This window comes from uncultured Polaribacter sp., from assembly GCF_947495205.1.
Taxonomy (GTDB): Bacteria; Bacteroidota; Bacteroidia; order Flavobacteriales; family Flavobacteriaceae; genus Polaribacter.
Genome location: NZ_CANLXV010000001.1, coordinates 153,436 through 177,371, shown reverse-complemented (window position 1 = coordinate 177,371; position 23,936 = coordinate 153,436). Strand labels below are relative to the sequence as shown.

The 23,936-nt window shown below is 30.4% G+C and carries 19 protein-coding genes; 12 read left to right on the top strand and 7 right to left on the bottom strand.

Annotated features, from left to right (window positions below):
• Positions 1-36: 36 nt before the first annotated feature.
• On the bottom strand, positions 37-552 hold the full coding sequence (locus Q0762_RS00785; RefSeq protein WP_298762630.1) for a CvpA family protein: 516 nt from the start codon (positions 550-552) through the stop codon (positions 37-39).
• An 82-nt stretch (positions 553-634) separates the two neighbouring features.
• Between Q0762_RS00785 and Q0762_RS00780 the strand changes: the two genes are divergently transcribed.
• Together Q0762_RS00780 and Q0762_RS00775 are read left to right on the top strand one after the other, a co-directional pair.
• Complete coding sequence (locus Q0762_RS00780; RefSeq protein ID WP_298762627.1) at positions 635-988, top strand: hypothetical protein; 354 nt, start codon at positions 635-637, stop codon at positions 986-988.
• A gap of 227 nt (positions 989-1,215) precedes the next feature.
• Complete coding sequence (locus tag Q0762_RS00775) at positions 1,216-2,583, top strand: TlpA disulfide reductase family protein (protein ID WP_298762625.1); 1,368 nt, start codon at positions 1,216-1,218, stop codon at positions 2,581-2,583.
• Between the two features lie 35 nt (positions 2,584-2,618).
• On the opposite strand, the gene Q0762_RS00770 is transcribed toward Q0762_RS00775, so the two are convergent.
• Positions 2,619-2,978, bottom strand: a complete 360-nt coding sequence (locus Q0762_RS00770) for a YraN family protein (protein ID WP_298762624.1) — start codon at positions 2,976-2,978, stop codon at positions 2,619-2,621.
• A gap of 189 nt (positions 2,979-3,167) precedes the next feature.
• Between Q0762_RS00770 and Q0762_RS00765 the strand changes: the two genes are divergently transcribed.
• The gene (locus Q0762_RS00765) at positions 3,168-3,857 is read left to right on the top strand and encodes a hypothetical protein (RefSeq protein WP_298762622.1); all 690 of its coding nucleotides are present in this window, start codon (positions 3,168-3,170) and stop codon (positions 3,855-3,857) included.
• On the opposite strand, the gene Q0762_RS00760 is transcribed toward Q0762_RS00765, so the two are convergent.
• Positions 3,844-4,833, bottom strand: coding sequence for an LD-carboxypeptidase (locus Q0762_RS00760; RefSeq protein ID WP_298762620.1), 990 nt, complete (start codon positions 4,831-4,833; stop codon positions 3,844-3,846). The genes Q0762_RS00765 and Q0762_RS00760 overlap by 14 nt on opposite strands.
• Before the next feature lie 2 nt (positions 4,834-4,835).
• Complete coding sequence (locus Q0762_RS00755; RefSeq protein WP_298762617.1) at positions 4,836-5,501, bottom strand: hypothetical protein; 666 nt, start codon at positions 5,499-5,501, stop codon at positions 4,836-4,838.
• Positions 5,502-5,555: 54 nt separating this feature from the next.
• Between Q0762_RS00755 and metG the strand changes: the two genes are divergently transcribed.
• The 5 genes from metG to Q0762_RS00730 all read left to right on the top strand — a co-directional run bounded on the left by metG (position 5,556) and on the right by Q0762_RS00730 (position 12,949).
• Entirely contained in the window at positions 5,556-7,640 is a 2,085-nt protein-coding gene (gene metG / locus Q0762_RS00750) for a methionine--tRNA ligase (protein WP_298763162.1), read from the top strand.
• A 413-nt stretch (positions 7,641-8,053) separates the two neighbouring features.
• Positions 8,054-10,468: a T9SS type A sorting domain-containing protein gene (locus tag Q0762_RS00745; protein WP_298762616.1), complete on the top strand. Its 2,415-nt coding sequence runs from the start codon at positions 8,054-8,056 to the stop codon at positions 10,466-10,468.
• 98 nt (positions 10,469-10,566) lie between these two features.
• The gene (locus Q0762_RS00740) at positions 10,567-11,469 is read left to right on the top strand and encodes a histone deacetylase (RefSeq protein ID WP_298762615.1); all 903 of its coding nucleotides are present in this window, start codon (positions 10,567-10,569) and stop codon (positions 11,467-11,469) included.
• Positions 11,470-11,792: 323 nt separating this feature from the next.
• Positions 11,793-12,251: a lipocalin family protein gene (locus tag Q0762_RS00735; protein ID WP_298762613.1), complete on the top strand. Its 459-nt coding sequence runs from the start codon at positions 11,793-11,795 to the stop codon at positions 12,249-12,251.
• A 5-nt stretch (positions 12,252-12,256) separates the two neighbouring features.
• Positions 12,257-12,949: an OmpA family protein gene (locus tag Q0762_RS00730; protein ID WP_298762612.1), complete on the top strand. Its 693-nt coding sequence runs from the start codon at positions 12,257-12,259 to the stop codon at positions 12,947-12,949.
• Positions 12,950-12,997: 48 nt separating this feature from the next.
• On the opposite strand, the gene Q0762_RS00725 is transcribed toward Q0762_RS00730, so the two are convergent.
• Positions 12,998-15,214 (bottom strand): molybdopterin cofactor-binding domain-containing protein, encoded by a 2,217-nt coding sequence (locus tag Q0762_RS00725; protein ID WP_298762609.1) that lies wholly within the window; start codon positions 15,212-15,214, stop codon positions 12,998-13,000.
• Between the two features lies 1 nt (position 15,215).
• Complete coding sequence (locus Q0762_RS00720; RefSeq protein WP_298762607.1) at positions 15,216-15,674, bottom strand: (2Fe-2S)-binding protein; 459 nt, start codon at positions 15,672-15,674, stop codon at positions 15,216-15,218.
• 148 nt (positions 15,675-15,822) lie between these two features.
• Between Q0762_RS00720 and Q0762_RS00715 the strand changes: the two genes are divergently transcribed.
• Together Q0762_RS00715 and Q0762_RS00710 are read left to right on the top strand one after the other, a co-directional pair.
• Positions 15,823-17,196 carry a DUF1800 domain-containing protein gene (locus Q0762_RS00715; RefSeq protein WP_298762605.1) on the top strand — a complete coding sequence of 458 codons (1,374 nt, stop codon included), beginning with the start codon at positions 15,823-15,825 and terminating at the stop codon, positions 17,194-17,196.
• 20 nt (positions 17,197-17,216) lie between these two features.
• Positions 17,217-18,407 carry a DUF1501 domain-containing protein gene (locus tag Q0762_RS00710; RefSeq protein ID WP_298762603.1) on the top strand — a complete coding sequence of 397 codons (1,191 nt, stop codon included), beginning with the start codon at positions 17,217-17,219 and terminating at the stop codon, positions 18,405-18,407.
• 96 nt (positions 18,408-18,503) lie between these two features.
• Here the strand turns inward: Q0762_RS00710 and Q0762_RS00705 are convergent, their stop codons facing one another.
• The gene (locus Q0762_RS00705; RefSeq protein ID WP_298762602.1) at positions 18,504-19,439 is read right to left on the bottom strand and encodes a bifunctional riboflavin kinase/FAD synthetase; all 936 of its coding nucleotides are present in this window, start codon (positions 19,437-19,439) and stop codon (positions 18,504-18,506) included.
• Between the two features lie 189 nt (positions 19,440-19,628).
• Here Q0762_RS00705 and Q0762_RS00700 point away from each other — a divergent pair, with 189 nt between their 5' ends.
• Together Q0762_RS00700 and Q0762_RS00695 are read left to right on the top strand one after the other, a co-directional pair.
• Positions 19,629-22,349 carry a TonB-dependent receptor gene (locus Q0762_RS00700; protein WP_298762599.1) on the top strand — a complete coding sequence of 907 codons (2,721 nt, stop codon included), beginning with the start codon at positions 19,629-19,631 and terminating at the stop codon, positions 22,347-22,349.
• 15 nt (positions 22,350-22,364) lie between these two features.
• On the top strand, positions 22,365-23,891 hold the full coding sequence (locus Q0762_RS00695) for a G-D-S-L family lipolytic protein (RefSeq protein WP_298762598.1): 1,527 nt from the start codon (positions 22,365-22,367) through the stop codon (positions 23,889-23,891).
• Positions 23,892-23,936: the final 45 nt, after the last annotated feature.

The following is a 23,936-nucleotide window of genomic DNA, read 5'->3' as shown; positions in this document are numbered from 1 at the left end:
ATATACAAATTTAGTAAAATTTTGAATAATAATTAGTTATATATCCAAAATAGGTGTTTTCCCCTTGTCTTCATTTTTAATGATTGAAGGGAAAATAGTGGGAGCAATTTCTTTTATAGGTTCATATAAAATAGATGCTTCTAACGTTTTCTGTTCTATAAAAGGTATTGTATTATTCATTTTACTAAAAAATATAAATAATACACTTAATATTAAACCTATTTTTAGCGCACCAAAAACGCCACCTAAGATTTTATTTATAATCCCTAAAGAAGCAAAATCTGCAAGTTTAGTTAGCATTTTACCAAGTAAGGCAATAATTATAATAATTATAACAAAGGTACCTGCAAAGGCAGCTAACGTAATATATTCTTGATTCCAAGAAACAGATTCTTTTAAAAAATCTGCAATAAAATAAGAGAAATGTATAGCCCCATATACACCACCAACTAGTGCAACTAAAGAGGCAACCTCTACAAAAAGACCTTTCATAAGGCCTCTTACAAAACCAAAAAGTAATAATGCTGCAATAATTATATCAAAAATATTCAAACTAATAATTTTATCAAACCTACATAAATTTTTTTAAATTTTAAAAATACACATTGTATCTTTGTCAAATAAATTAATTTTTATGCCAAAAATTATAGAATTAAAAGAAAAATGGAATGTGTTGGTTAAAAAACTAACCAATAAGTTTGCAGATGGAGATGAGCTAAATATGGATGGCATTATTTACTTAATTGGAGTTCAAGAGCTGGGGCAAGGCCACCAAACTTTTAAAAAAGATGAAAAAGTGAATCTAATGCATATTGCCATTTGTAAACTTTTAGAACCTTATGGTTATTATGAGTTTGATTATTTTGATGATGATAGTTGGCCGCATTATAAAACCCTTACAGCGTTGCCAAATCTTAAACCTGGAGAGCAAACTGTTTTAATGAAAGAGGCCATCGTACATTATTTTGAAAATTTAAAGTTTATCTAATCGTTTTTACATTAAACCGATTTTTCTTTAAGTACTGCAATGTAAACTTCTTATGTTGTAAAATAAGTAAAAACAGCTTTTGTAAGTGCAATTGTACTTAAATAATTTCATTAGAAAAATACACACTACAGATTTTAAGTTACAAAATACTTATTTTAACCAAGAAATAGTATTTTTGGTATGTTTCTTGAAATTAGTTTTACAAGAAGTTAAAAACAACAACTAAAATGAAAAAAATATTTATTTTTTTACTATTCATCTCTGCTTTTGCACAGGCACAATATACGGTTAATGCAACATTAACAGAACCTTTAGCAACAGATTGGGTAATTTTATATAGAATAGAAAATGGCCAACAGAAGTTTGTTAAAAATACAACCATTAAAAAAGACACCATTTTAGTAGAAGGAGAAAAGCAAGTTATTGGTAATTTTACATTTAGTTTACCACAAAATACACCTGCAGGTTCTTATAGAACTTCTTATAAAACTGAAGAAAACGGTTTTGTAGATTTTATTTTTAATAAAGAAAACATAAGATTTGCTTTTCATCCAGAATACCCAGAACAAACTACCATTTTTTCGGAATCTTTAGAAAACATTACTTATAAGAATTATCTAAATGATATCACACAGAAACAGCAAAAATTAGATTCTCTGCAGGTAAAAGCAATTCAAAACCCTCAATTAAATTTAAGTAAAAAATACAAAAAAACGCTAGCTCAAATAAATAAAATTCAGCAAAAATATTTAGCAAAAAGTAATGGTATGTATGTGCAACCTTTTATTAAAGCTACGTTAAGAGCAAATACAGCTGAGATTAAAACTACTGTAGAAGATTACATGTCTAATATGAAGAATACATTTTTTGATAACATGGATTTTTCTAACAAAACACTAATCAATTCTTCTTTTTTAATAAATAGAATCTCAGATTATGTTTTTTACTTAAATTTCTCAGATAACAAAAACACACAGCAAAAATTATACAAAAAATCAATAGAAACTGTTTTTACCAAAACCAAAGACGTTTTATTTAAAAAAGAGGCAATTGTTTTTTTAATAGAACAGTTTGAAACTACAAAGAATCTAGAAATGATAGATTTTTTGTTTGAAAATTATTATGAACAACTGCCTAGAGGTTTACAAAATCAAGATTTTATTGAAGAGAAAAAAAACCTATTTGCAGCAGAAGTTGGCAGAATAGCGCCTAATTTTTCTTGGAAAGAAAAAGGTAAAAAATTAAATTTAAGTACTTTAAAAGGTGCAGAAAATTTTGTCTTAGTATTTTGGAGCACAGGTTGCTCACATTGTTTAAAAGAAATACCTAATTTACATGATTATTTGCAAGAAAACACCAAAGTAAAAGTTGTTGCTTTTGCTATGGAAAGAAACGACTTAGTATGGAATAATATGAAAGTAAACTTACCAAATTGGCATCATGTTTTAGGCTTAAATAAATGGGATAATAAAGTAGCCAGAAACTATAATATTATAGCTACACCATCTTACTTTTTATTAGATAAAAACAAAAAAATTATTGCAAAACCAGAAGAATTAGAAGATTTAAAAAAGTTAGTAGAAAATTTAGAATAGTTACTTTTTATAATTTATAAAGTACATTTTTAAAATTAAAAATATAAAAATGCATCTTCTAAATGTTCTATGTTTACTTTGTTTTTCTGATGAAGAATAGCAATAATATCAAAACGAACTTCTACATCTAAATCTCTTTGGGTAACATAATAATCTATTGCAGAAACCAATAGCTTAATTTTCTTTTGCTTTACAGCATCTTGTGGGTCTTCAAAATAATTAGAACTTCTTGTTTTTACTTCAACAGCAACTAAAACAGCCTCTTTTTGTGCAATAATATCTACCTCTGCTTTTAGATATCTATAATTGGTTTCTAAAATTTTATACCCTTTTTTTACTAAATAATTTACTGCAATTTTTTCTCCTTCTTTTCCTAAATCGTTATGTTTTGCCATAGCTTTTTTTCTTTTTAGTAAAAATAGGTAAATTATAATTACGTTTTAACGATTCTAATAAAACCAACATATTAAGTCTAAAGCAGCGGAAACCGTTTTTTCTTTTTCAAATAAAATAACAAAGCGATTTAGAAAAAGTAATTATAACAAATATTTTAGTTTTTAAAAATTTAGATTCTCTATTTTTGTATGATGTCACAAATTACCCTAATTTCTTTCTTTAAATACAAAGGTTTTGCAAATAAATGGCAAGCTTTTACCAGAATGGGAATGCCGCCAATTAAGCTAAAAAAAGTAGATGGTTTAACTTTTTTTAAACCTTTAGGTACAGGAAGTGGAAATGGCTTTTCTATAAAACCAGATTTTTCTACCTATGGTTTTGTAACTGTTTTTAATACTGAAGAACAAGCTAAAAAATTTGTAGCATCTGCTGCAATGCTTCACTATAAAAAGAAAGCGGCTAATTTTAGTTTGGTATACATGAAAACGGTAAAAAGTCACGGAGAGTGGAGTAAACAAAATCCGTTTAAAAGTAGTGTAAACTTCAACAAAACAAAACCATTAGCAGTAATTACAAGAGCCACTATAAAACCTCAATTAGCGCATAAGTTCTGGAAATATGTACCATCAGTTTCTAAATCTATGGATGCCTACAAAGCGCTTGTTTTTTCTAAAGGAATTGGTGAATTTCCATTGTTAATGCAAGCTACTTTTTCTTTGTGGACTTCTGCAGATGCTATGATGAATTATGCCTACCAAAACCCAAGTCATGCAGAAATGGTAAAAAAAACTAGAGAATTAAAGTGGTATTCAGAAGAGTTATTCGCGCGTTTTGAACCTTATAAAATAGAAGGTAATTTAATTCCTAATTTTTTATAAATTTTAATTCATAATCTGCTTTATTTACCAACAATTTAATATTTCTTCCAAAAATTAAAGCACTATTATCTGCTTCATGACCCGCAGGAAAATTAAAAAAAACAGGAATATCTGCAGGAATAACATCTAAAATTAACTGTGTTATGCTACTGCCCCATTTTGTAGAATTTTTTTTGATGGAAGACATGTCGCCTACAATAACAGCGTTTACTTTTGTAAAATAATTGGCACGTTTTAAACTTTGCAACATTCTGTCTATAGCATATTTATACTCACCAATTTCTTCAATAAAAAGAATTTTATGAGCAGTTTTTAATTGACTTTTAGAACCTAGCATAGAAGTTAAAATTGCTAAATTACCACCAATCAATTGCCCATTAATTTCTTTAGTTTTTAAAGATCTATTTTGGGTTGAAGCAGAAACGGTATAACTTAAATCTTCGCCAAAAAGCGCCTTTTTAAAACTAGCAATTGTATTTAAAATTTCTTCTGGTTTTTGCTCTAAGCTAGTGGCCATCATTCCATGTATAGTTTCAAAACCTAAATTATGAATATGATTGTGAAACGCAGTAATATCAGAATACCCAATTACCCATTTAGGACTTTGTTTAAATTTTGTAAAATCTAACATGTCTAAAATTCTAACAGAACCATAACCACCTCTTGCTGCCCAAATTGCTTTAATGTTTGGGTTGTCTAAAGCATCTTGAAAATCTTGACAACGCTCATTATCAGTTCCTGCAAAATGGTTGTTTTGATTGAAAACATTTTTGCCAACAACCACTTTTAAACCCCAACTTTGAGCTAGTTTTTTTGCTTTTTCTATAGTAGCTTTTCTACTTTTTAAAATTCCTGCAGGCGCAACAATTGCAATAGTATCTCCCACTTTTAAATAAGGTGGTTGTGTTAATTTTTCTTGTGCTTTTATTGATGAGAAAATCATCAACAAAAAAATAAATAAGACACTTTTTTTCATAATTAATATTTTTTATACCAACCTAAACCAGAAGTTAATCCTAAACCAATATAAGATCTTTTGCCAATATTACCATACAATTTAAAACCAATAGACCGCCCAAAAGCAGTAGGTTTTCCAATAGGTATTAGGTTACTGAAAATTCTAAACCTTTTTTTCTTAGATTTAAACCAATGAACACCTACTTCAAAAGGAAAGCCTACAAAGTTATCTACAACCTTAATACTTTCACTTATATCTTTATTTACGTTTAAAGAAATTCCTCCAGAAAAATGATAAGACATTCCTTCCTCTATATATCTTTTACCATAAAGCGCTGCAAATTCTGATGTTGTATTGCTTACTACAGGAACAGGAATAATTAGAAACCAATATATTTTATCTACACTAGTAGTTTGTGAAGTTCTAAAAGTAAAAAGGTTATTTTTAAATTGGTAATTTATATTTAAACCAATGGTTGCAGCTGTTTTGCCTGTGTATGAATATCCTAAGAATACATCTCCAAAAACAATAGGATTGGTTTTTATGTGTAAAGTATCTAATTTTTCTTGTGCGTTAGAAGATGAAATTATCATCAACAGAAAAAAAACACATAATTTAAACTTCTCCATTACTTTTTCTGTTTTTACGCTTAGAATATCTTTAGATGTAAATGTATCTATTTTCAATGGTTTTAAAAAATTGCTTTTTGTACTTTTGCACTTCAAAAATTAGTACAAAAAATTAAGAGAAACACTATGAGTGCTCCAAAAAGATATACAATTACAGCAGCTTTACCTTACACAAATGGCCCAATTCATATTGGGCATTTAGCAGGTGTGTACGTTCCTGCAGATATTTATGCGCGTTATTTGCGTTTAACAGGTAATGATGTTGCTTATATTTCTGGTTCTGATGAACATGGAGCAGCCATACCTATGAGAGCAAAAAAGGAAGGTGTTTCTCCACAAGTTATCATAGATAAATACCATACAATTATTAAAAAATCTTTTTCAGATTTTGGAATTTCTTTTGATAATTATTCTAGAACTTCTGCTAAAATTCATCATGAAACTGCATCAGAATTTTTTACAAAAATGTATAATGATGGCGAGTTTGTAGAAGAGGTTTCTGAACAATTGTATGATGCTGAAGCAAACCAGTTTTTAGCAGATAGATTTGTAGTAGGTACTTGCCCAAAATGCGGTTTTGAAGAAAGTTATGGAGACCAATGCGAAAGCTGTGGTACAAGCCATAATGCAACAGATTTAATCAATCCAAAATCTGCAATTACAGGAAATGTACCTACCATTAAAGAAACCAAACATTGGTTTTTACCCTTAGATAAGCATGAAGCTTTTTTACGTGAATGGGTTTTAGAAGGACATAAAAAAGACTGGAAACCAAATGTTTACGGACAAGTAAAATCTTGGGTAGAAGACGGTTTAAGACCAAGAGCAGTAACTAGAGATTTAGATTGGGGAATACCAGTACCTGTAAAAGATGCAGCTGGTAAAGTTTTATATGTTTGGTTTGATGCGCCAATTGGTTACATATCTTCAACCAAAGAATGGGCAGCAAGAGAAGGTAAAAACTGGGAAGATTATTGGAAAAAAGACGATACCAAATTGGTACATTTTATAGGAAAAGACAACATTGTTTTTCACTGTATTATTTTTCCAAGCATGTTAAAAGCACACGGAGATTATATTTTACCAGACAATGTACCTGCAAATGAGTTTTTAAATTTAGAAGGCAATAAATTATCTACTTCTAAAAATTGGGCAGTTTGGTTGCATGAGTATTTAGAAGAGTTCCCAAATCAGCAAGATGTTTTGCGTTACACATTAACTGCAAACGCACCAGAAAGTAAAGACAACGATTTTACTTGGAAAGATTTTCAAACGAAGAACAATAGCGAATTGGTAGCCATTTTTGGTAATTTTATAAACAGAGTTGTAGTATTAACCAATAAATATTATAACGGAATTATACCTGCACCAAATGATTTTTCTGAGATAGATGAAGATGTTTTAGCAGCTGTAAAAGAATTTCCAAATACCATTGGTAAATCTATAGAACGTTATCGTTTTAGAGAAGCAAGTCAAGAGTTAATGAGTTTGGCAAGACTTGGAAACAAGTATTTGGCAGATGAAGAACCTTGGAAAGTAATAAAGTTAGATGAACAACGTACCAAAACCATAATGTATGTTGCCTTGCAAATTGCAGCAGCTTTAGCTGTGGTTTCAGAGCCATTTTTGCCGTTTACTTCAATTAAACTTAAAAACATTTTAAATGTTATTCCTGGTGAAACAAATGAATCTCTCATCTGGAAAGACGTTACAGAAAAAGATGTTTTAATACAAGAAGGGCATCAAATAAACAAAGCAGAATTATTGTTTTCTAAAATTGAAGACAAAACCATTGATGCGCAATTAGAAAAATTGCAGGCTACTAAACTAGCTAATGAACAAGCAAATAAAGTAGTAGAACCCCAAAAAGAAACCATTGATTTTGAAGATTTTACCAAATTAGATATTAGAATAGGAACTATTTTAGAAGCTGAAAAAGTTGTTAAAACTAAAAAACTTTTAAAGCTAAAGGTTGATGTTGGTATAGACACAAGAACAATTGTTTCTGGTATTGCAGAAAGTTTTTCTCCAGAAGAAATTATTGGGCAACAAGTAGCTGTATTAGTAAATTTAGCACCAAGAAAAATTAGAGGTGTAGAAAGCCAAGGTATGATTTTAATGACAGACACTCCAGATGGTAAATTAGCATTTATGGAGCCAGAAAAAGCAGTTAAAAACGGGCAACAAGTGAGTTAAATAACTTAATTTACCTTGTAATTTGTATTTTTTTAAGCTAAATAGTTTCTAAATGAAAGAATAACTATTTAAATAGGAACAAACCAAGATTTCGTTTTCTAACATTCTTTAAGAAATACGCAGACTTATTATTAAAATTATATCTAAATAAAAAATTTCACTATCTAAATTTTAGATATTAGTAATTCTTATTGAAGTGCTAAATTGGCAACTACTTCCGTGACTTTTTTATTATTTTTGTGTCATAAATATTGTATTATAAACTAAACATTTAATAAATCTCTTAATTGAGTAATTTTGTAATATTTGTATTAAAAAGTACTGCATACAATATATTTTAAATAGTATTTAATTTCCTTATAACTTACCACTTAAATACTTTACAAATTACAGATTTAGGAGTAAAAAGCCCCATGAAAAAAAACGTACGTATTACAGTTATTATAAGTTTTCTCTTTTTTACATTTCTCTCTTTTAGCCAAGAAGATTTGCTTGCTTGGAAAACGGCAACAACTCCTAATTTACCTGAATATCCATCTTCTTTTAGCGCTGCAGGTGTAGAAAATTCCACGGTAATCAGAGGCGAAGGGTTAAGGTTGCCAGATGAAGAAAGATTATTTGGTATTTTTGCGGCTTCTGGTTTTACTAGCGCAAGAGAAGATGCTTTTAGAGAAGGAGATTATTTTGAATTTGAAATTGCACCTACTAACGGTAATCAAATAAATTTAAGTGGTTTAAGGGCTAAATTTAGAAGAAACGCTGCAGGTCCTAGAGAGTTTCTTTGGCAATTTAAAATAGATAGCGATTGTTCTTTTACAGATATAGAGTCTTCTTTTAGATTTACAAAAGAAAATGATGTGCGAGATGACCCAAACGGAAATTTACTACCAGAAATAGATTTGTCTGCAATACCAAGATTGCAAAATGTAGCTTTTCCAAATAAAGTTATAATAAGACTTTATGCCTGGGATGTTACACCTACAGACAGTAACGATGCTCCTGAAACTTTTGGTTTTGGAAGAAATCCTAGAAGTGAAGATTCTATAAATGTAAAAGGTTCTGTTTCTCCTTCTACGGGACCTGGAGAAACATTATTACCCAATATATGGAATGGTAGTTCTTGGAGTATTGGAACAGCACCAATTCCTGGTAGCCAGCCAATTAGACCCGTAATTATTGATGGTGATTATGATACTCAGCAAGGTAATATAGTGGCTTGTAGTTTAGTTGTAAATGAAAATGGAAGTTTAACAGTTAGCAACCAAACATTTGTAGAAGTTTTTAATGATGTAGAGGTTAATGGCTCGTTAATTGTAAATACCCAAGCAAATTTTGTTCAAAATAATGTTTCTGGCACTTTTAATGTAGGTGCTACAGGTAACGCTATAGTTCAAAAAGAATCATCAATAAAAAAGGAATGGTTTCATTATACATATTGGAGTAGTCCTGTTAAAAGTAAAACGGTTGGAGAAGCTTTTCCAAATGTAAGCAGTAGTAGGAGATTTCTGTTTAATGCTGCAAATTATTTAGATGAAGATGGTGATGGAATAGATGACAATGCAGATGCTTGGACTATTGCTGTTGCCAATGAGGTTATGCAACCAGCTAAAGGTTATATTGCAACATCTCCAAATACAAACGATTTTCCTAGAAGAGATATCATAAATTTTTCTGGAGAATATAACACAGGTGATATAACTACAGATATTTTTTTTAATGCGAATAATATTACGCCTTCATGGAACCTGGTTGGTAATCCTTATCCTGGTGCATTAGATTTTGATGTGTTGTATGCCCAAAACTCAGATGTAATAGGAGGTGTAGTTTATTTATGGTCACAATCTTTACCTCCCGAAGCAAATAATCCTGGTAATGCTGCTTTAAATTTTAATAGAGATGATTATGCCATTTATAATGTTGGTGTTGGTGGTGTTGTAGGCGCAAGTAACATAAGACCAGATAACTTTATACCATCTGGACAAAGTTTTTTTATAGAAGGTTTAAAAACTGATCAAATTACGTATAATAACAGTATGCGAGTAACGGATATAACAAGCAATGTAAAATTCTTTAAAACTTCTGCCAAACAAATAAAAAGTAAAAAACTTGAAAATAAAATATGGCTTAATCTAGCTTCTGAAAACGGTATATTTAATCAAATTTTAATTGGTTATGTAAAAGGAGCAACTAATGGCTTAGATGGTAGCTTTTATGATGCCTCTGGAATTTCTGAAGGCGATTTTACAGTTTTGTACTCTAAAATTAAGGATAGTGATACTGATTATGCTATTCAAGGTAGAAAATTAGATGACTTAAGATTAGATAATATAAAAGAAGATGTTGTAGATTTAGGTTTTAGGGTAGTTGCTAATGATAAAGAAAAAGTTTTCAATATTGCTATAGCAGATATTGAAGGATTTTTTTTAAAGACAAACAATGTATATTTAAAAGACAAATTATTAAATATTACTCATAATTTATCTGAAAGCAGTTATAAATTTACATCTAATGAAGGTGAATTCAACAATCGTTTTCAATTAACTTTTCAAAATGATGCAGGTACTGTGCTGTCTATAGATGAATCAATTTTAAATACGAATAAGATTACAGTAAGCTATTTAAAAGACAACCAATTAAAATTAAGTACAAACAATAATTTAGAAATTATTGAAGTAAACTTATATAATATTCTAAGCAAAAAGGTCAAACAAATTAAAGATAATAATCAAAATAAAATAATAGATCTTTCTAATCTTAAGCAAGGTTTATATATTATTACCGCAAAACTTTCAGACGGAAGTGTTGTAAACAAGAAAGTAATTAGATAAGCTGTTATATATTACTTTAAAACCATAAGCAATAATATTAGATAAAAGTTCTACTTTTAAAATATGTAATTTATTTTATTATTGATAGCAATTATAAAATGCTAAAAATAGCGTATCATCCCATTTATAAGCATGAGTTGCCAAAAGGTCATCGTTTTCCTATGGAAAAATATGATCTTTTGCCACAACAATTAATACATGAAGGTACCTGTATAGAAAACAATTTTTTTGAGCCAGAAATACCAAATAGTAAGTATTTTTTTTCAGTGCATGATCCTGAGTATTTTTTTGATTTATTAAATATTACGCTTTCACAAAAAGCTGCTCGTAAAATAGGTTTTCCATTATCTGAAGTACTCATTAAAAGAGAAATGATTATTGCAGACGGAAGTATGAAAGCTTCTAAATTTGCATTAAAAAATGGAATTGCAATGAATATTGCAGGTGGTACACATCATGCTTTTTCCAATAGAGGCGAAGCCTTTTGTATGTTGAACGACCAAGCTATTGCTGCGAAATATTTACAAAATAAAGGTTTAGTAAAAAAGGTTTTAATTGTAGATTTAGATGTACACCAGGGTAATGGTACTGCAGAAATTTTTAGAGAAGATAATTCAGTTTTTACCTTTTCTATGCATGGTAAAAGTAATTATCCATTTCAAAAAGAAACTTCAAATTTAGACATCGCTTTAGAAAATAATACAGAAGACGAGGAGTATTTAAGACTTTTAAAAAATATGCTTCCAAAGTTAATACAACAAGAAAAGCCAGATTTTATATACTATTTGTGTGGTGTAGATGTTATAGAAACCGATAAATTAGGCAAATTAGCACTAAGTATAGCAGGCTGTAAAGAAAGAGATCGTTTTGTTTTGCAAACCTGTTTTGATTTACAAATACCTGTAATGTGCTCAATGGGTGGTGGGTACGCTCCAGAAATTAAAACAATTGTAGAGGCACATGCAAATACGTTTAGACTTGCGCAAGAAATTTATTTTTAAGTGATTTTAAGTTTTTAAATGAATTATATAAAATTACACTTGTCTATATAAAATGGTCATAGAACAGTAAAAAGTAGCATCTTATCGAAAATTGTTCATTTGTAGTTTGTATAAAAAGTAACTTTGTATTAGAAATAGAGAACAATTCAACAAAAATATTTGATAAGCCCTAAAATAGACCTCTAAAAGCATACAATTCAAATTAGTTCTTATTACTTAAAGCCATCAAAACAATAATTATTTTGATGGCTTTTTATTTTATTTAAAGATTATATAGATAAGTTTTTACAGAAAACACTTAACTTGCATAGAAACTATAAAAAATGAAAAAAATACTATTATTACTATCTCTTGCCATCTTATTTTCTTGCGGAGCAAACAAAAACGTAAGAGTCAAAGAAAAAACACTTAAAGGAAATTGGGTTTTAAATAAAATAATTTACAGTAAAACAGGTAATTACAATGTTACTATTTTTAACGATACCACAAAAGATTGTTTAGAAGGTAGTACATGGAAATTTGTACCCAACAACAATACAGGTTTATATACCGTAAATAATACAGATTGTACAACAGGTAAAAGAGAGTTTATATTTGTAGTGCAAGAAGTAGACAAGGTATCTGGTTATTTTGATTTTCTTTTGAAACCAAAAAATAACAAAAATAATGTAGGTTACAGAATAGATTTGGCTGAATTATCTGAAAACACAATGCAATGGAAACAACGTATATCTGTAAACGGTGTTTCTTTTATTATAAATATGAACTTTACAAAACAATAATTAAAATGAAAAAAATTACAATTTTACTAATAGCGCTAAGTCTTACTTTTAGCTTTTCTAGTTGTGAGGCAACAAAAAATGCTAATAATAAACAAAAAGGAGGTGCAATTGGTGCTACTGCAGGTGCTTTATTAGGTGCAATTATTGGGAATAATGCTGGTAATGGAAAGAATAGTGAGTTAGGCGCTGTTATTGGAGGTGTTATTGGAGGTGGTGCAGGAGTTTTAATTGGTAAAAAAATGGACGATCAAGCTAAAAAGATTGAAACAGAAATGCCAGGAGCTGTTGTAGAACGCGTAGATAATGGAATTGTTGTAACTTTTGATGAAAATAGTGGTGTGTATTTTGATACAAACAAGTCTGATATTAATGCAAAATCTAAAGAAACATTACATAAATTAACAGAAGTTTTTAAAGAGTTTCCAGATACAAAAATATTAGTGGTTGGGCATACAGATAGTTCTGGTAGAGATGATTATAACATGACTTTATCTGAGAAAAGAGCAAAAGCAGTAACCAATTATTTAATAAATGATGGTATATTAGGAAGTAGATTAGAAACAATGTGGTATGGAGAAACACAACCAAAATTTGATAATGCCACACCACAAGGAAGAGCAAAAAATAGACGTGTTAACATTGCTATTTTACCTAATGGAGATATGATTGAAAATGCAAAAAAAGAAGCAGGACAATAAAATTTTCTTTTAAAATAAATAAAAAAAGGCGCTTTTAGCGCCTTTTTTTTATCCTAAAATTGTTTGTTTTTGTAAATCTTTTATAAACGGCTGGTTGTATAATCTTTTGCCTAAAGCTGCATTAATGGCGTTGGCTACAGCACCTCCTGCTGGCGGTAAACCTGGTTCTCCTAAACCTGTTGGTTTTAAGTTATTTTCTACAAAGTGCACTTCAACTATTGGTGTTTCATTCATTCTTATAAGTCTATAAGTATCAAAATTTTTATATTCTGGCTTACCATCTTTAAGAGAAAAATTGGCATACATCGCATGTCCAATACCATCTAAAACACCACCTTCTATTTGGTTTTTTGCGCCTGTTGGATTTACAACAATACCACAATCTACGGCAACAGTTATCTTTTTAATAACAGGCAAGCCATTTTTAATTTCTATATCTGCTATTTCTGCTACATGAGTATTATGGCTATAATAAGTAGCAAAACCTTGGTATACTCCTACAGGCACATTTCCCCAATTTCCTTTCTCTCTTACCAATTCAATAACATCTTTTGTTCGTTTGCCAGAATACTGTATTCTTTTGTCTTTTTTAGGGTCTAGATTTTCTAATAAATCTAATCTTAACTGAATTGGATCTATCTTTAATTCTGTGGCCAATTCATCAAAAAAAGTTTGTTCTGCAAAGGCTAAAAAATTAGTGTATGGCGCTCTCCAAGCTCCTGTGGTAATATTACTCTTATAATTACCACTTTCTACTTTATAATTTGGAATACAGCCTGCAGGAAAAAAGTGTGCAATAGAACCATACATATTTCCATTTATAGCCGCTTCTTTTAATTGATAACCTGAAATTTCACCATCTTTTAAAGCTGCCGTAATTTTATATTTGGTAGATGGTCTGTAAATTCCTGTGGTCATATCATCTTCTCTTGTAGCTATTAATTTTACAGGTTTTTGTATTTTATTCGCAATTTCTGCAACTTCAAAAACAAAATCTCCATACAAGCGTCTTCCAAAACCACCACCCATTCTAGTCATTTCTAAATGAATCTTATCTTGAGTAAACCCAAACATTTTACCTACAATATTTGCTGCAGCTTCTGGTGTTTGAATTGGCCCAACCAAGTGTACTTTTTCTTTTGTAATATTTGCATAAAAATTCATGGGTTCCATGCAATTATGTGGCAAAAAAGGTGCACTGTACGTTTTTTCTATTACTTTGTCTGCATTGGCAAATGCTTTTTTTACATTGCCATCTTCTCTTCTAACTTTGCCTTTTTTATCATTCAAAATAGCATTTAAAACTATATTATGCTGTTCTGTACTTTCTAAAGCAGTAATGGTTTTCCATTTAGCTTTAATTGCTTTTTTACCTTTTATAGCTGCCCAAGTATTTTTGGCAACAACTACCACTTTATCTGAACTGGATAAACTAAAAGACCAATTTTTTTCTCCAGAATTTTTAAATTTTCGTACTTTTTTTCCAATGGTAACTACTTCTAAAACACCGTTAATTTTTTTTGCTTCTGTAGCATCAAAAGAAACCAGCTCTTGACCAAAAGCAGGTGGTCTTAAAACAGTGGCATAAACCATACCTTCTGCTTTATAATCTAAACCATATAAAGATTGGCCAGTAATTATTTTATGCAAATCTACATTTAAAGCATCTTTACCAATAATGGTAAAATCTTTTAACGCTTTTAGTGTTACTTTTTCTGGCACTTCTAATAAAGCAGCTTCTTTTACTACATCTCCATAACCTAAAGTTTCGCCGTTATTATTTGTTATAATTCCGTTGGCAACTTTTAAAGTGCTTTTATCTACTTGCCATTTATTGGCTGCTGCTTGCATTAGCATTTGTTTAGCTGTGGCGCCTGTTTCTCTTAAAACAGACCAACTACTTCTAATAGATTGACTACCACCTGCTACTTGCCTTTTAAAATTTTTGGTATCTAAATCTGCCTGTGCAACTGTTACATTTTTCCATGCCACATCTAACTCTTCTGCAATAATCATTGGCATAGCAGTTTTTACACCTTGTCCAATTTCTGGGTTTGGAGAAAAGATAGTAACATACCCTTCTTCAGAAATTTTTATGTATGCATTAAAATCATTAAAATTTAAATTATCAATAGTTACAGGCATTTTAGCTTCTGGCTTACATGCTGTAAGAAAATTAAACCCAATTAACATACCGCCACTTGCTAAAACAGATGTTTTTAAAAAGTTTCTCCTACTAAAATTATCTTTTTTGTGTAATTTCATATTATAAGTTTTTAGCGGCTAGTTTTACTGCTTTTTCTATTCTGTTGTAAGATGCACATCTGCATATATTGCCATGCATAGCATTTCTAATTTCTTTTTCTGTGGGGTTTTTATTTTCCGCTAAAAAAGCGGAAGCTGTCATTATTTGTCCTGCTTGGCAGTAGCCACATTGTGGTACGTCTATGGTTTTCCAAGCTTCTTGTACAGGATGTTTACCATCAACAGACAAACCTTCTATAGTAGTAATTTTTGTACCATCTAAAATAGAAACTTGCATTTGGCAACTTCTCATGGCAACTCCATCTATATGCACAGTGCAAGCGCCACATTGTGCAATACCACAACCAAATTTTGTGCCCACTAAATCTAATTCATCTCTTAAAACCCATAATAATGGTGTGTCTTCATCTGCTGTAACTTGGCGTTGTTGTCCGTTTACATTTAGTGTATAATTTGGCATAAGATTTTTGCTTTTAATTAGGTTAGGAAAGTTACAAAAAAAAGACCGCTTTAATTTCATTCATAAAAAAATGCTTATCTTTTATGAGGTTTTTAACAGCTTTAGTTGTGTAAATTAAACCATTTTTATTTCCTATAGTCTAACGAATATGAAACCAGAGCACATACAACATTTATACAATAGAATTGGTTTTGGTATTTTACCAGATAAACTAAACCAACTTACTGCTAAAAGTAAGCAAGAAGTTGTAGCTTTAATTTTCTCTGAAATAAGACAACCTAAACCGCTTAAAGTAGATTTGTCTTTTTTAAAAAAATTAAAACGAGAAGATTTAAAAAACAAGGAAAAAAGACAAGAAATTAGAAAAAAAAGCAGAAGAAAAGTAGGCGAATTTTCTGTAGCTTGGGTTAAACGAATCTTAAACCCTACAGATGTTTTTAGAGAAAAAATGACGCTTTTTTGGGCAAATCATTTTGTTTGTGACAGCAGAAACAATGTGCTTTTTACACAAAACTATAACAATTTACTCCGTAGAAATTCCTTTGGAAATTTTGTAAATTTCACAAAAGAAGTTTCTAAAGATGCTGCAATGTTAGGTTATTTAAACAATAAACAGAACAAGAAAAAAAGCCCGAATGAAAATTTTGCAAGAGAATTAATGGAGTTGTTTACTTTAGGTGAAAATAATTATTCTGAAACCGATATAAAAGAATCTGCAAGAGCTTTTACGGGTTACAATCATAATTTTAGAGGAAAGTTTATTCTAAGAGAAAACCAACACGATAGCTATGATAAAACTTTTTTTGGTAAAACAGGTAATTTTAATGGAGATGATATTATAGACATCATTACAGAACAAAAACAATGTGCCTTTTTTATTTCAGAAAAAATATACCACTATTTTGTAAATGAAGTAAGCAATAAAGAGCATATAACAGCAATGGCTAATGTTTTTTATAAGGACTATAACATAGAAAATTTAATGCGTTTTGTTTTACTGTCAGATTGGTTTTATGATGAAGATAATATAGGCTCAAAAATAAAAGCTCCCATAGATTTTTTAGCAAGCATACATAAAATTGTTCCTTTTGAATTTGAACAACCAAAACAAGTTTTATTGGTACAACGTTTACTTGGGCAAACTTTATTAAAACCGCCCAATGTTGCTGGTTTTAAAACAGGCAGAAATTGGATTGATAGCAACACCTTAGTAAAACGTTTGCGCTTACCATCTATCTTATTAAATCATGCAGCAATTACTTACACAGATTTAGGGGATGAAGAAAGTACGACTCTTAAAAAAGATAAGAAATTAAAAAAAAGAACGTTTATTAAAACACAAACCAATTGGTTGGTTTTTGAAGATAATTTTCAGAATATAAACAATAAAAAATTGATTATTAATATTTTAGGATTAAAAGTTAATCAAAATACACTACAATTGTTAGAAGAAAACTTACATATTCCAAAGAAAGATTTTTGTATTCAGTTGTTGTCTTTACCTGAATTTCAACTCTGTTAAACCAAAAAATATAGCACCATATGAAACGTAGAGATTTTCTAAAACAAACTACTTTTGCTTCGGGTATGTTTTTTGTACCGCAGTTTTTAAAAACTTTTGAGCAAATTCCTAAAGAAATAATTGGTCATAAAAAAGTGGTAATTATTCAATTAAAAGGTGGGAATGATGGTTTAAATACCATTGTACCTTTTAGAAATGATATTTATTACCAAAAACGCCAAAATATTGCATTACAAAAAAACGAATTCGTACAACTTACAGACGCTATTGGTTTGCATAAAAGTTTGCAACCCTTACAAAGTTTATATGACAATGGTTTTTTAAGTATAGTAAATAGTGTTGGTTATCCTAACCCTAATTTATCTCATTTTAGAGCTACAGATATATGGCAAACAGCAAGCGATAGTAACCAATATTTACAGAATGGTTGGGTAGGTCGTTATTTAGATTACACAAAAGCAAAGTCTACAAATGCAATAGAAGTAGATGAAGCTTTGTCTTTAATGCTAAAAGGCAAAACTAAAAATGGTTTGGCAGTAACAGATGCTAAAAGTTTGCACAATTCTTTACGAGAACCTTTTTATAAAAAGGTAATTAACGCAAATAAAGATGCACATTTAAGCGAGCATAATTTAGGGTATTTATACAATACTATGATTGATGCAAAATCTTCTGCAAAATATATTTTTGAAAAAACTAAAGTAAAAACAGCTGCTAACAATTACCCAAAAAGCAGTTTTGGGAAACAATTAAAAACCATATCTCAGTTTATAAATTCAGGTTTAGAAACCCAAATTTTTTATGCGGGCTTAACAGGTTTTGATACGCATGCAAATCAGCAAAATACACAAACCAGATTATTAAAAACCTATGCAGAAAGTATGGCTGTTTTTATAAAAGATTTACAAAAAAATAATACGTTTAAAGATGTACTTGTACTTACATTTTCTGAATTTGGTAGACGTGTAAAACAAAACGATTCTAGAGGTACAGACCATGGTACAGCTAACAACGTATTTATAATGGGACAAAATTTAAAACAACCAGGTTTTTATAATAATTTACCAGATTTATGTAATTTAGATGCCAATGGCAATTTAAAACACGAAATAGATTTTAGAGAAATTTATGCTACCATTTTAGATAAGTGGTTGGAAGTTGATAACAAAGCTATATTAAACAAAAAGTTTTCTAACTTGAATTTTATTTAATTTTTTAAGCTTAAAAACTTTAAGCATAACAGTATTTTTTAAAAGTGGTTCACTTTTAGTGATTGATAAAAGTAGTTTATTAGAACATATTTCTATTTAATAAACTTCATTTTGTAAGAAATCGCGCGCGGTTTTTTCATCCTGTTTTAATTGAGCAATCAAAGCGTCTATAGAATCATATTTATGCTCATTTCTCAAAAAATACAATAATTCAATAGTTAAATTTTCACCATATAAATCATCATTAAAATCAAAAAAATGCACTTCTATGGTTTGGTGTTTTCCGTTTACAGTTGGTCTGCTGCCAATATTCATCATCCCAAAAATAATTTTGTTTTTAATAGTAGATTTAACAACGTAAACACCTGTTTTTGGTATTAATTTATAGGTTTCTTCAACATTTATATTTGCCGTTGGAAAACCAATTTTACCACCTAATTTTTTGCCGTTTACAACAGTGCCATTTAACGTAAAAGAATACCCTAAATAATTATTTGCAGTCTTTAAATTCCCGCTGTGTAATGCACGCCTAATTTTTGTGGAGCTTACAGAAACATCATCTATATCTTGTGCTGGAATTTCTTCTACAGTAAAATCGTACAAATGGCTATATTCTGTCAATTGCTCTATGTTTCCCTCTCTATTTTTACCAAAATGATGGTCGTAACCAATAATTAATTTAGAAATATTTAACTGGTTTACTAAAGTGTCTCTAACAAATTCTAAAGCGGTAGTTCTAGAAAAATCAACACTAAAAGGATGTATAATTAAATAATCTAAACCCGTTTTTTTAAGCAGATTTGCACGCTCTTTTATGGTATTAATTAATTCTATTTTAGCATCTTTTTGTAAAACCATTCTTGGATGTGGAAAAAAAGTAAGTAAAACAGATTTTTTATTTGCTTTTTTAGCTTCAAAGATTAATTTTTCTAATATTTTCTGATGCCCATAATGTACACCATCAAAAGTACCAATAGTTACAAAGGTTTGATCTTTGGTGCAAAAATCTGTAATAGAATTGAATGTTTTCAAAAAGGGAATTTTAAAATACAAAGGTACAATAAGTAATACGTTCTTTTTGAATGAAAAGAAAAGTAATTGCTATTGTTTTAATGTCATTTTTACTGATTTTTTTTGATAAAATCATAAAATAAAGCGTCTTTTTATAAATTATTCAAAAAAAATTGTACTTTGCATACAGATAACAAATTAATTCACATTATGATAAAAAAGATTTTACTACTTGCGCTTGTACTGTTTGGCAGTGTTGCAATGGTTGCCCAAACCACTGTTAAAGGTACAGTTACAGATGCTAAAACCGGAGAAACCTTACCTGGAGCAAACATTAAAATTGCAAATAAGGCTGTTGGTACTACAACAGATTTTGATGGAAATTTTGTTTTAAAGACTGCGGAAGTACCAACTTTTACTTTAGAAATATCTGTAATTGGATATAAAATGGAGAAAGTAGAAATTACAAAAGATAATCAGAAAATAGCAGTAAAACTTACAGAAAATGAAACATCTTTAGATGAAATTGTAGTTTCTGCTTCTAGAACACCAGAGCGTATTATGGAGTCTCCAGTAACCATAGAAAGAATGGATTCTAGAGCAATTAAAAACACCTCTGCACCTTCTTTTTATGATGGTTTAGAAAATTTAAAAGGTGTAGATGTTAATACAAACAGTTTAACTTTTAAATCTGTAAATACAAGAGGTTTTGCAACATTTGCAAACACACGTTTTATGCAATTGGTAGATGGTATGGACAATTCATCTCCAGCCTTAAATTTTGCGATTGGAAATTTATTGGGTATGTCTGAGTTAGACGTAAATACTGTAGAATTATTACCTGGTGCAGCCTCTGCATTATATGGTGCAAATGCATTTAATGGTATTATGTTTATGACTAGTAAAAGCCCTTTTGACGACCAAGGCATTAGTGTTTCTCTTAAAGGTGGTGTAACATCTCAAGAAGCTGCTGGCGTAAATGAGTATTATGATTTTAATATAAGAATGGCCTATGCATTTTCAGAAAAATTAGCTGGAAAAGCTACACTTTCTTATTTAGAAGGTACAGAATGGTTTGCAACAGATGAAAGAAATACCAGAAATGGAGAATATGCTCCAGGAGACAGATCTTTAAATGATTATGATGGTTTAAATGTTTATGGAGATGAAGTTGCTACAGATTTAGGTGGCGCTGTAGGTAGAGTAAGTAGAACGGGTTATAGAGAACAAGATTTAATGAAAGATTACCAAGCAAAAAGTGTAAAATTAAATACAGCCTTGCATTATAGACCTTGGGGAGATGATCGTTTAGAAGTTATTTATAATGCTAAATTTGGTGTTGGTAACACAATTTTTCAAGGAGCAAATAGGTATAATATTAGAGACTTCTTTTTAGGACAACAAAAATTAGAATTTAAAGGAAAAAATTTCTTTGTTAGAGGTTATGTTACTACAGAAGACGCTGGTAATTCTTACGATTCTAGATTTACAGCAATTAATATTAATAGAAGATGGAAATCTGATCAAGATTGGTTTACACAATATGCAGGTACTTATTTAGTAACAGGTTCTCATGCAGCAGCAAGAGCAGCTGCAGATACAGGTCGTTTAATTCCAGGAACTGCTGGTTTTCAAGCTGCTTTTGATGATGTTACTGCAGACCCAAGTTTAGTTACAGGTTCTAGATTTCAAGATCAAACAAAACTATATCATTCAGATATAAATTATAATTTTAAAGATTTAATTGAGTGGGCAGAATTCCAAATTGGAGGTTCTTACAGATTATACTCTTTAAATTCTAACGGAAGTATTTTTACAGATTTTGATGGTCCTATAGACTATGATGAATATGGAGTTTATACGCAAATGCAAAAGAATTTTTTAGAAGATGATCGTTTAAAGTTTACAGCTTCTATTCGTTATGATAAAGCACAAAATTTTGATGGAAACTTTTCACCAAGAGTTTCTTTGGCCTACGCTGCTGGAGAAGGTAAAAACGATAACTTTAGAGCTTCTTTTCAAAGAGGATTTAGAAACCCAACTACACAAGACCAGTATATTGGTTTAGACGCAGGTGCTGCAATTTTAGTAGGTTCTGCACCAGATAATTTAGATAGATTTACAAGTTCTCCTTTAAATGTAAGTACAGCTGGACAAGCAATTTTAGGAAGTACAACTACACAATTGTCAGGTAGATTGGCTTATGAAAATTCTTTTTCTGCAAGTTCTGTGCAAAATGGAGGTTTTGATGCTTCTAATTCTCCTTTAGTAAAACCAGAAGAGGTAACAGCCTTTGAAGTAGGTTATAGAGGTTTGGTAAATACAGGAGAAACGTCTAGACTAACAGTAGATTTTAGTGCATACTACAATATTTATGAAAATTTTATTGCGGTTAAAAATGTATTAGTACCGTTTTATGGTCAAGTAGGAGACAATAGTTTATCTCTTTTAGCTTTAGCAAATGGAGATTTTAAAGCATTTCAAACCTATACAAATACATCTTCAGATATTACATCTTATGGTGCCTCTGTTGGTTTAAGTACAAAAATATTTAATGGTTTTGAATTAGGTGTTAATTACACATATGCTAAATTTGAGTTTGACCAAGCCTCTGACCCAGATTTTGAAGCGGGTTTTAATACCCCAGAACATAAATTTAAATTACAATTTGGACATACCAATTTATTTGAAAACTTCGGATTTAATTTTAACGCTAGATGGCAAAATGCATTTGTATGGGAATCTACTTTCTTAGATGCAACCGTAGATGCAAGAGCTGTTTTTGATGCACAAATTAACTATGCTGTACCTTCTATGAAATCTGTTTTTAAATTAGGAGGCGCAAATTTATCTGGTCAAGAATTTTTTAGTGCACCAGGTGTTGGTGCTATAGGTTCTCAATACTATGTATCTTGGACAATTAATAATTAAAAAATAGAATACTTTATGAAAAATTATAAATATATAGGTTTACTACTTTTATCAATTGGTTTTGCTTCTTGTGATGTAAATAACGAATTAGACCCAATTGAAGCGGCAATAGTGCCAGAAGTGCAATTAAATGTAAATGGTTTAGATTTCTCTAAATTTGTTTCTGTAGGAGCATCTTTTACAGCAGGTTTTACAGATGGAGCGCTTTTTATTAGTGCTCAAGAAAATTCTTTTCCAAATATATTGGCATCTAAATTTAGTATGGCAAATGGTGGCGATTTTAATCAACCTTTAATGTCTGATAATATTGGTGGTTTTGTTCTTGGTGGAAATGCAGTGCAACCACCTAGATTATTTTTTAACGGTTCTGGACCTACAAGATTAGATGCTGTACCAACTACAGCAATAGGTGTAAGAGCCTCTGGTGCTTCTTTTAATAATTATGGAATTCCAGGAGCTAAAAGTTTTCATTTAACCTTTCCTGGTTATGGAGCAGCAAATCCTTATTTTGGAAGAATGGCTTCTAGTGCTGGAGCAACAGTTGTAGGAGATGCATTAGCACAACAACCTACATTTTTTACATTATCTGAAGTTGGTGGTAATGATGTATTAAGTTTTGCAACTTCTGGTGGTTCTGGCGTAGACCAAAAAGACAATCCAGACGCAGCAAGTTATGGTCCTAATGACATTACAAGTCCATTCGTTTTTAACCAAGTTTTTAGAGGTATGGTTACAGCAATGACTGCTGGTGGTGCAAAAGGCGTAATTGCAACTGTACCAGATATTACTTTATTACCTTTTTTTACAACTGTGCCTTATAACCCTGTACCATTAGATGCAGCAACTGCAACTGCTGTAAATGGAGCTTATGCTCAATATAATGGTGGAATTCAACAAGCATTTGCAGCGTTAGTTGCTGGCGGAGCAATACCACAAGCAGTAGCAGACGCAGAAATTGCTAAAAGAACTATTACGTTTGCTGCAGGACAAAATGCAGTAGTAATTGTAGATGAAGATTTAATAGATTTAGGAGCAATTAATCCTGCTTTTTCAGCTTTACCACAATTAAGACAAACTACTGCAGAAGACTTATTAGTATTACCTGGAGCCTCTTTTATAGGAACTTTAGCAGACCCAAATAACCCATTAAGTGTAAATGGTGTTGGTGTAGCTTTAGCAGATCAGTGGGTTTTAACAGCTACAGAATTGGCAAGTGTACAAGCAGCAACTGCATCTTACAATGCAGTAATTGAAGATGTTGCAAGTACAAACAACAATGTAGCTGTTGTAGATTTAAACGCTATCTTAAGAGAAGCTGCTGGAGGAATTAGATTTGACCAATACACACTAACAACTAATTTAGTTACTGGTGGTTTAGTTAGTTTAGATGGTATTCATTTAACGGGTAGAGGTTATGCACTAATGGCAAATAAGATTTTAGAAGCTATGGATGGTAAATTTGGGTCTAACTTTACAAGTGCAACCAATGGTTTAGCAAAAGCAGATGATCATCCAACCAACTATGCTCCAACATTGAGATAAAATAGTAGGTTTTTACAAATAAAAAAAGGTTGCGCATTATTTCGC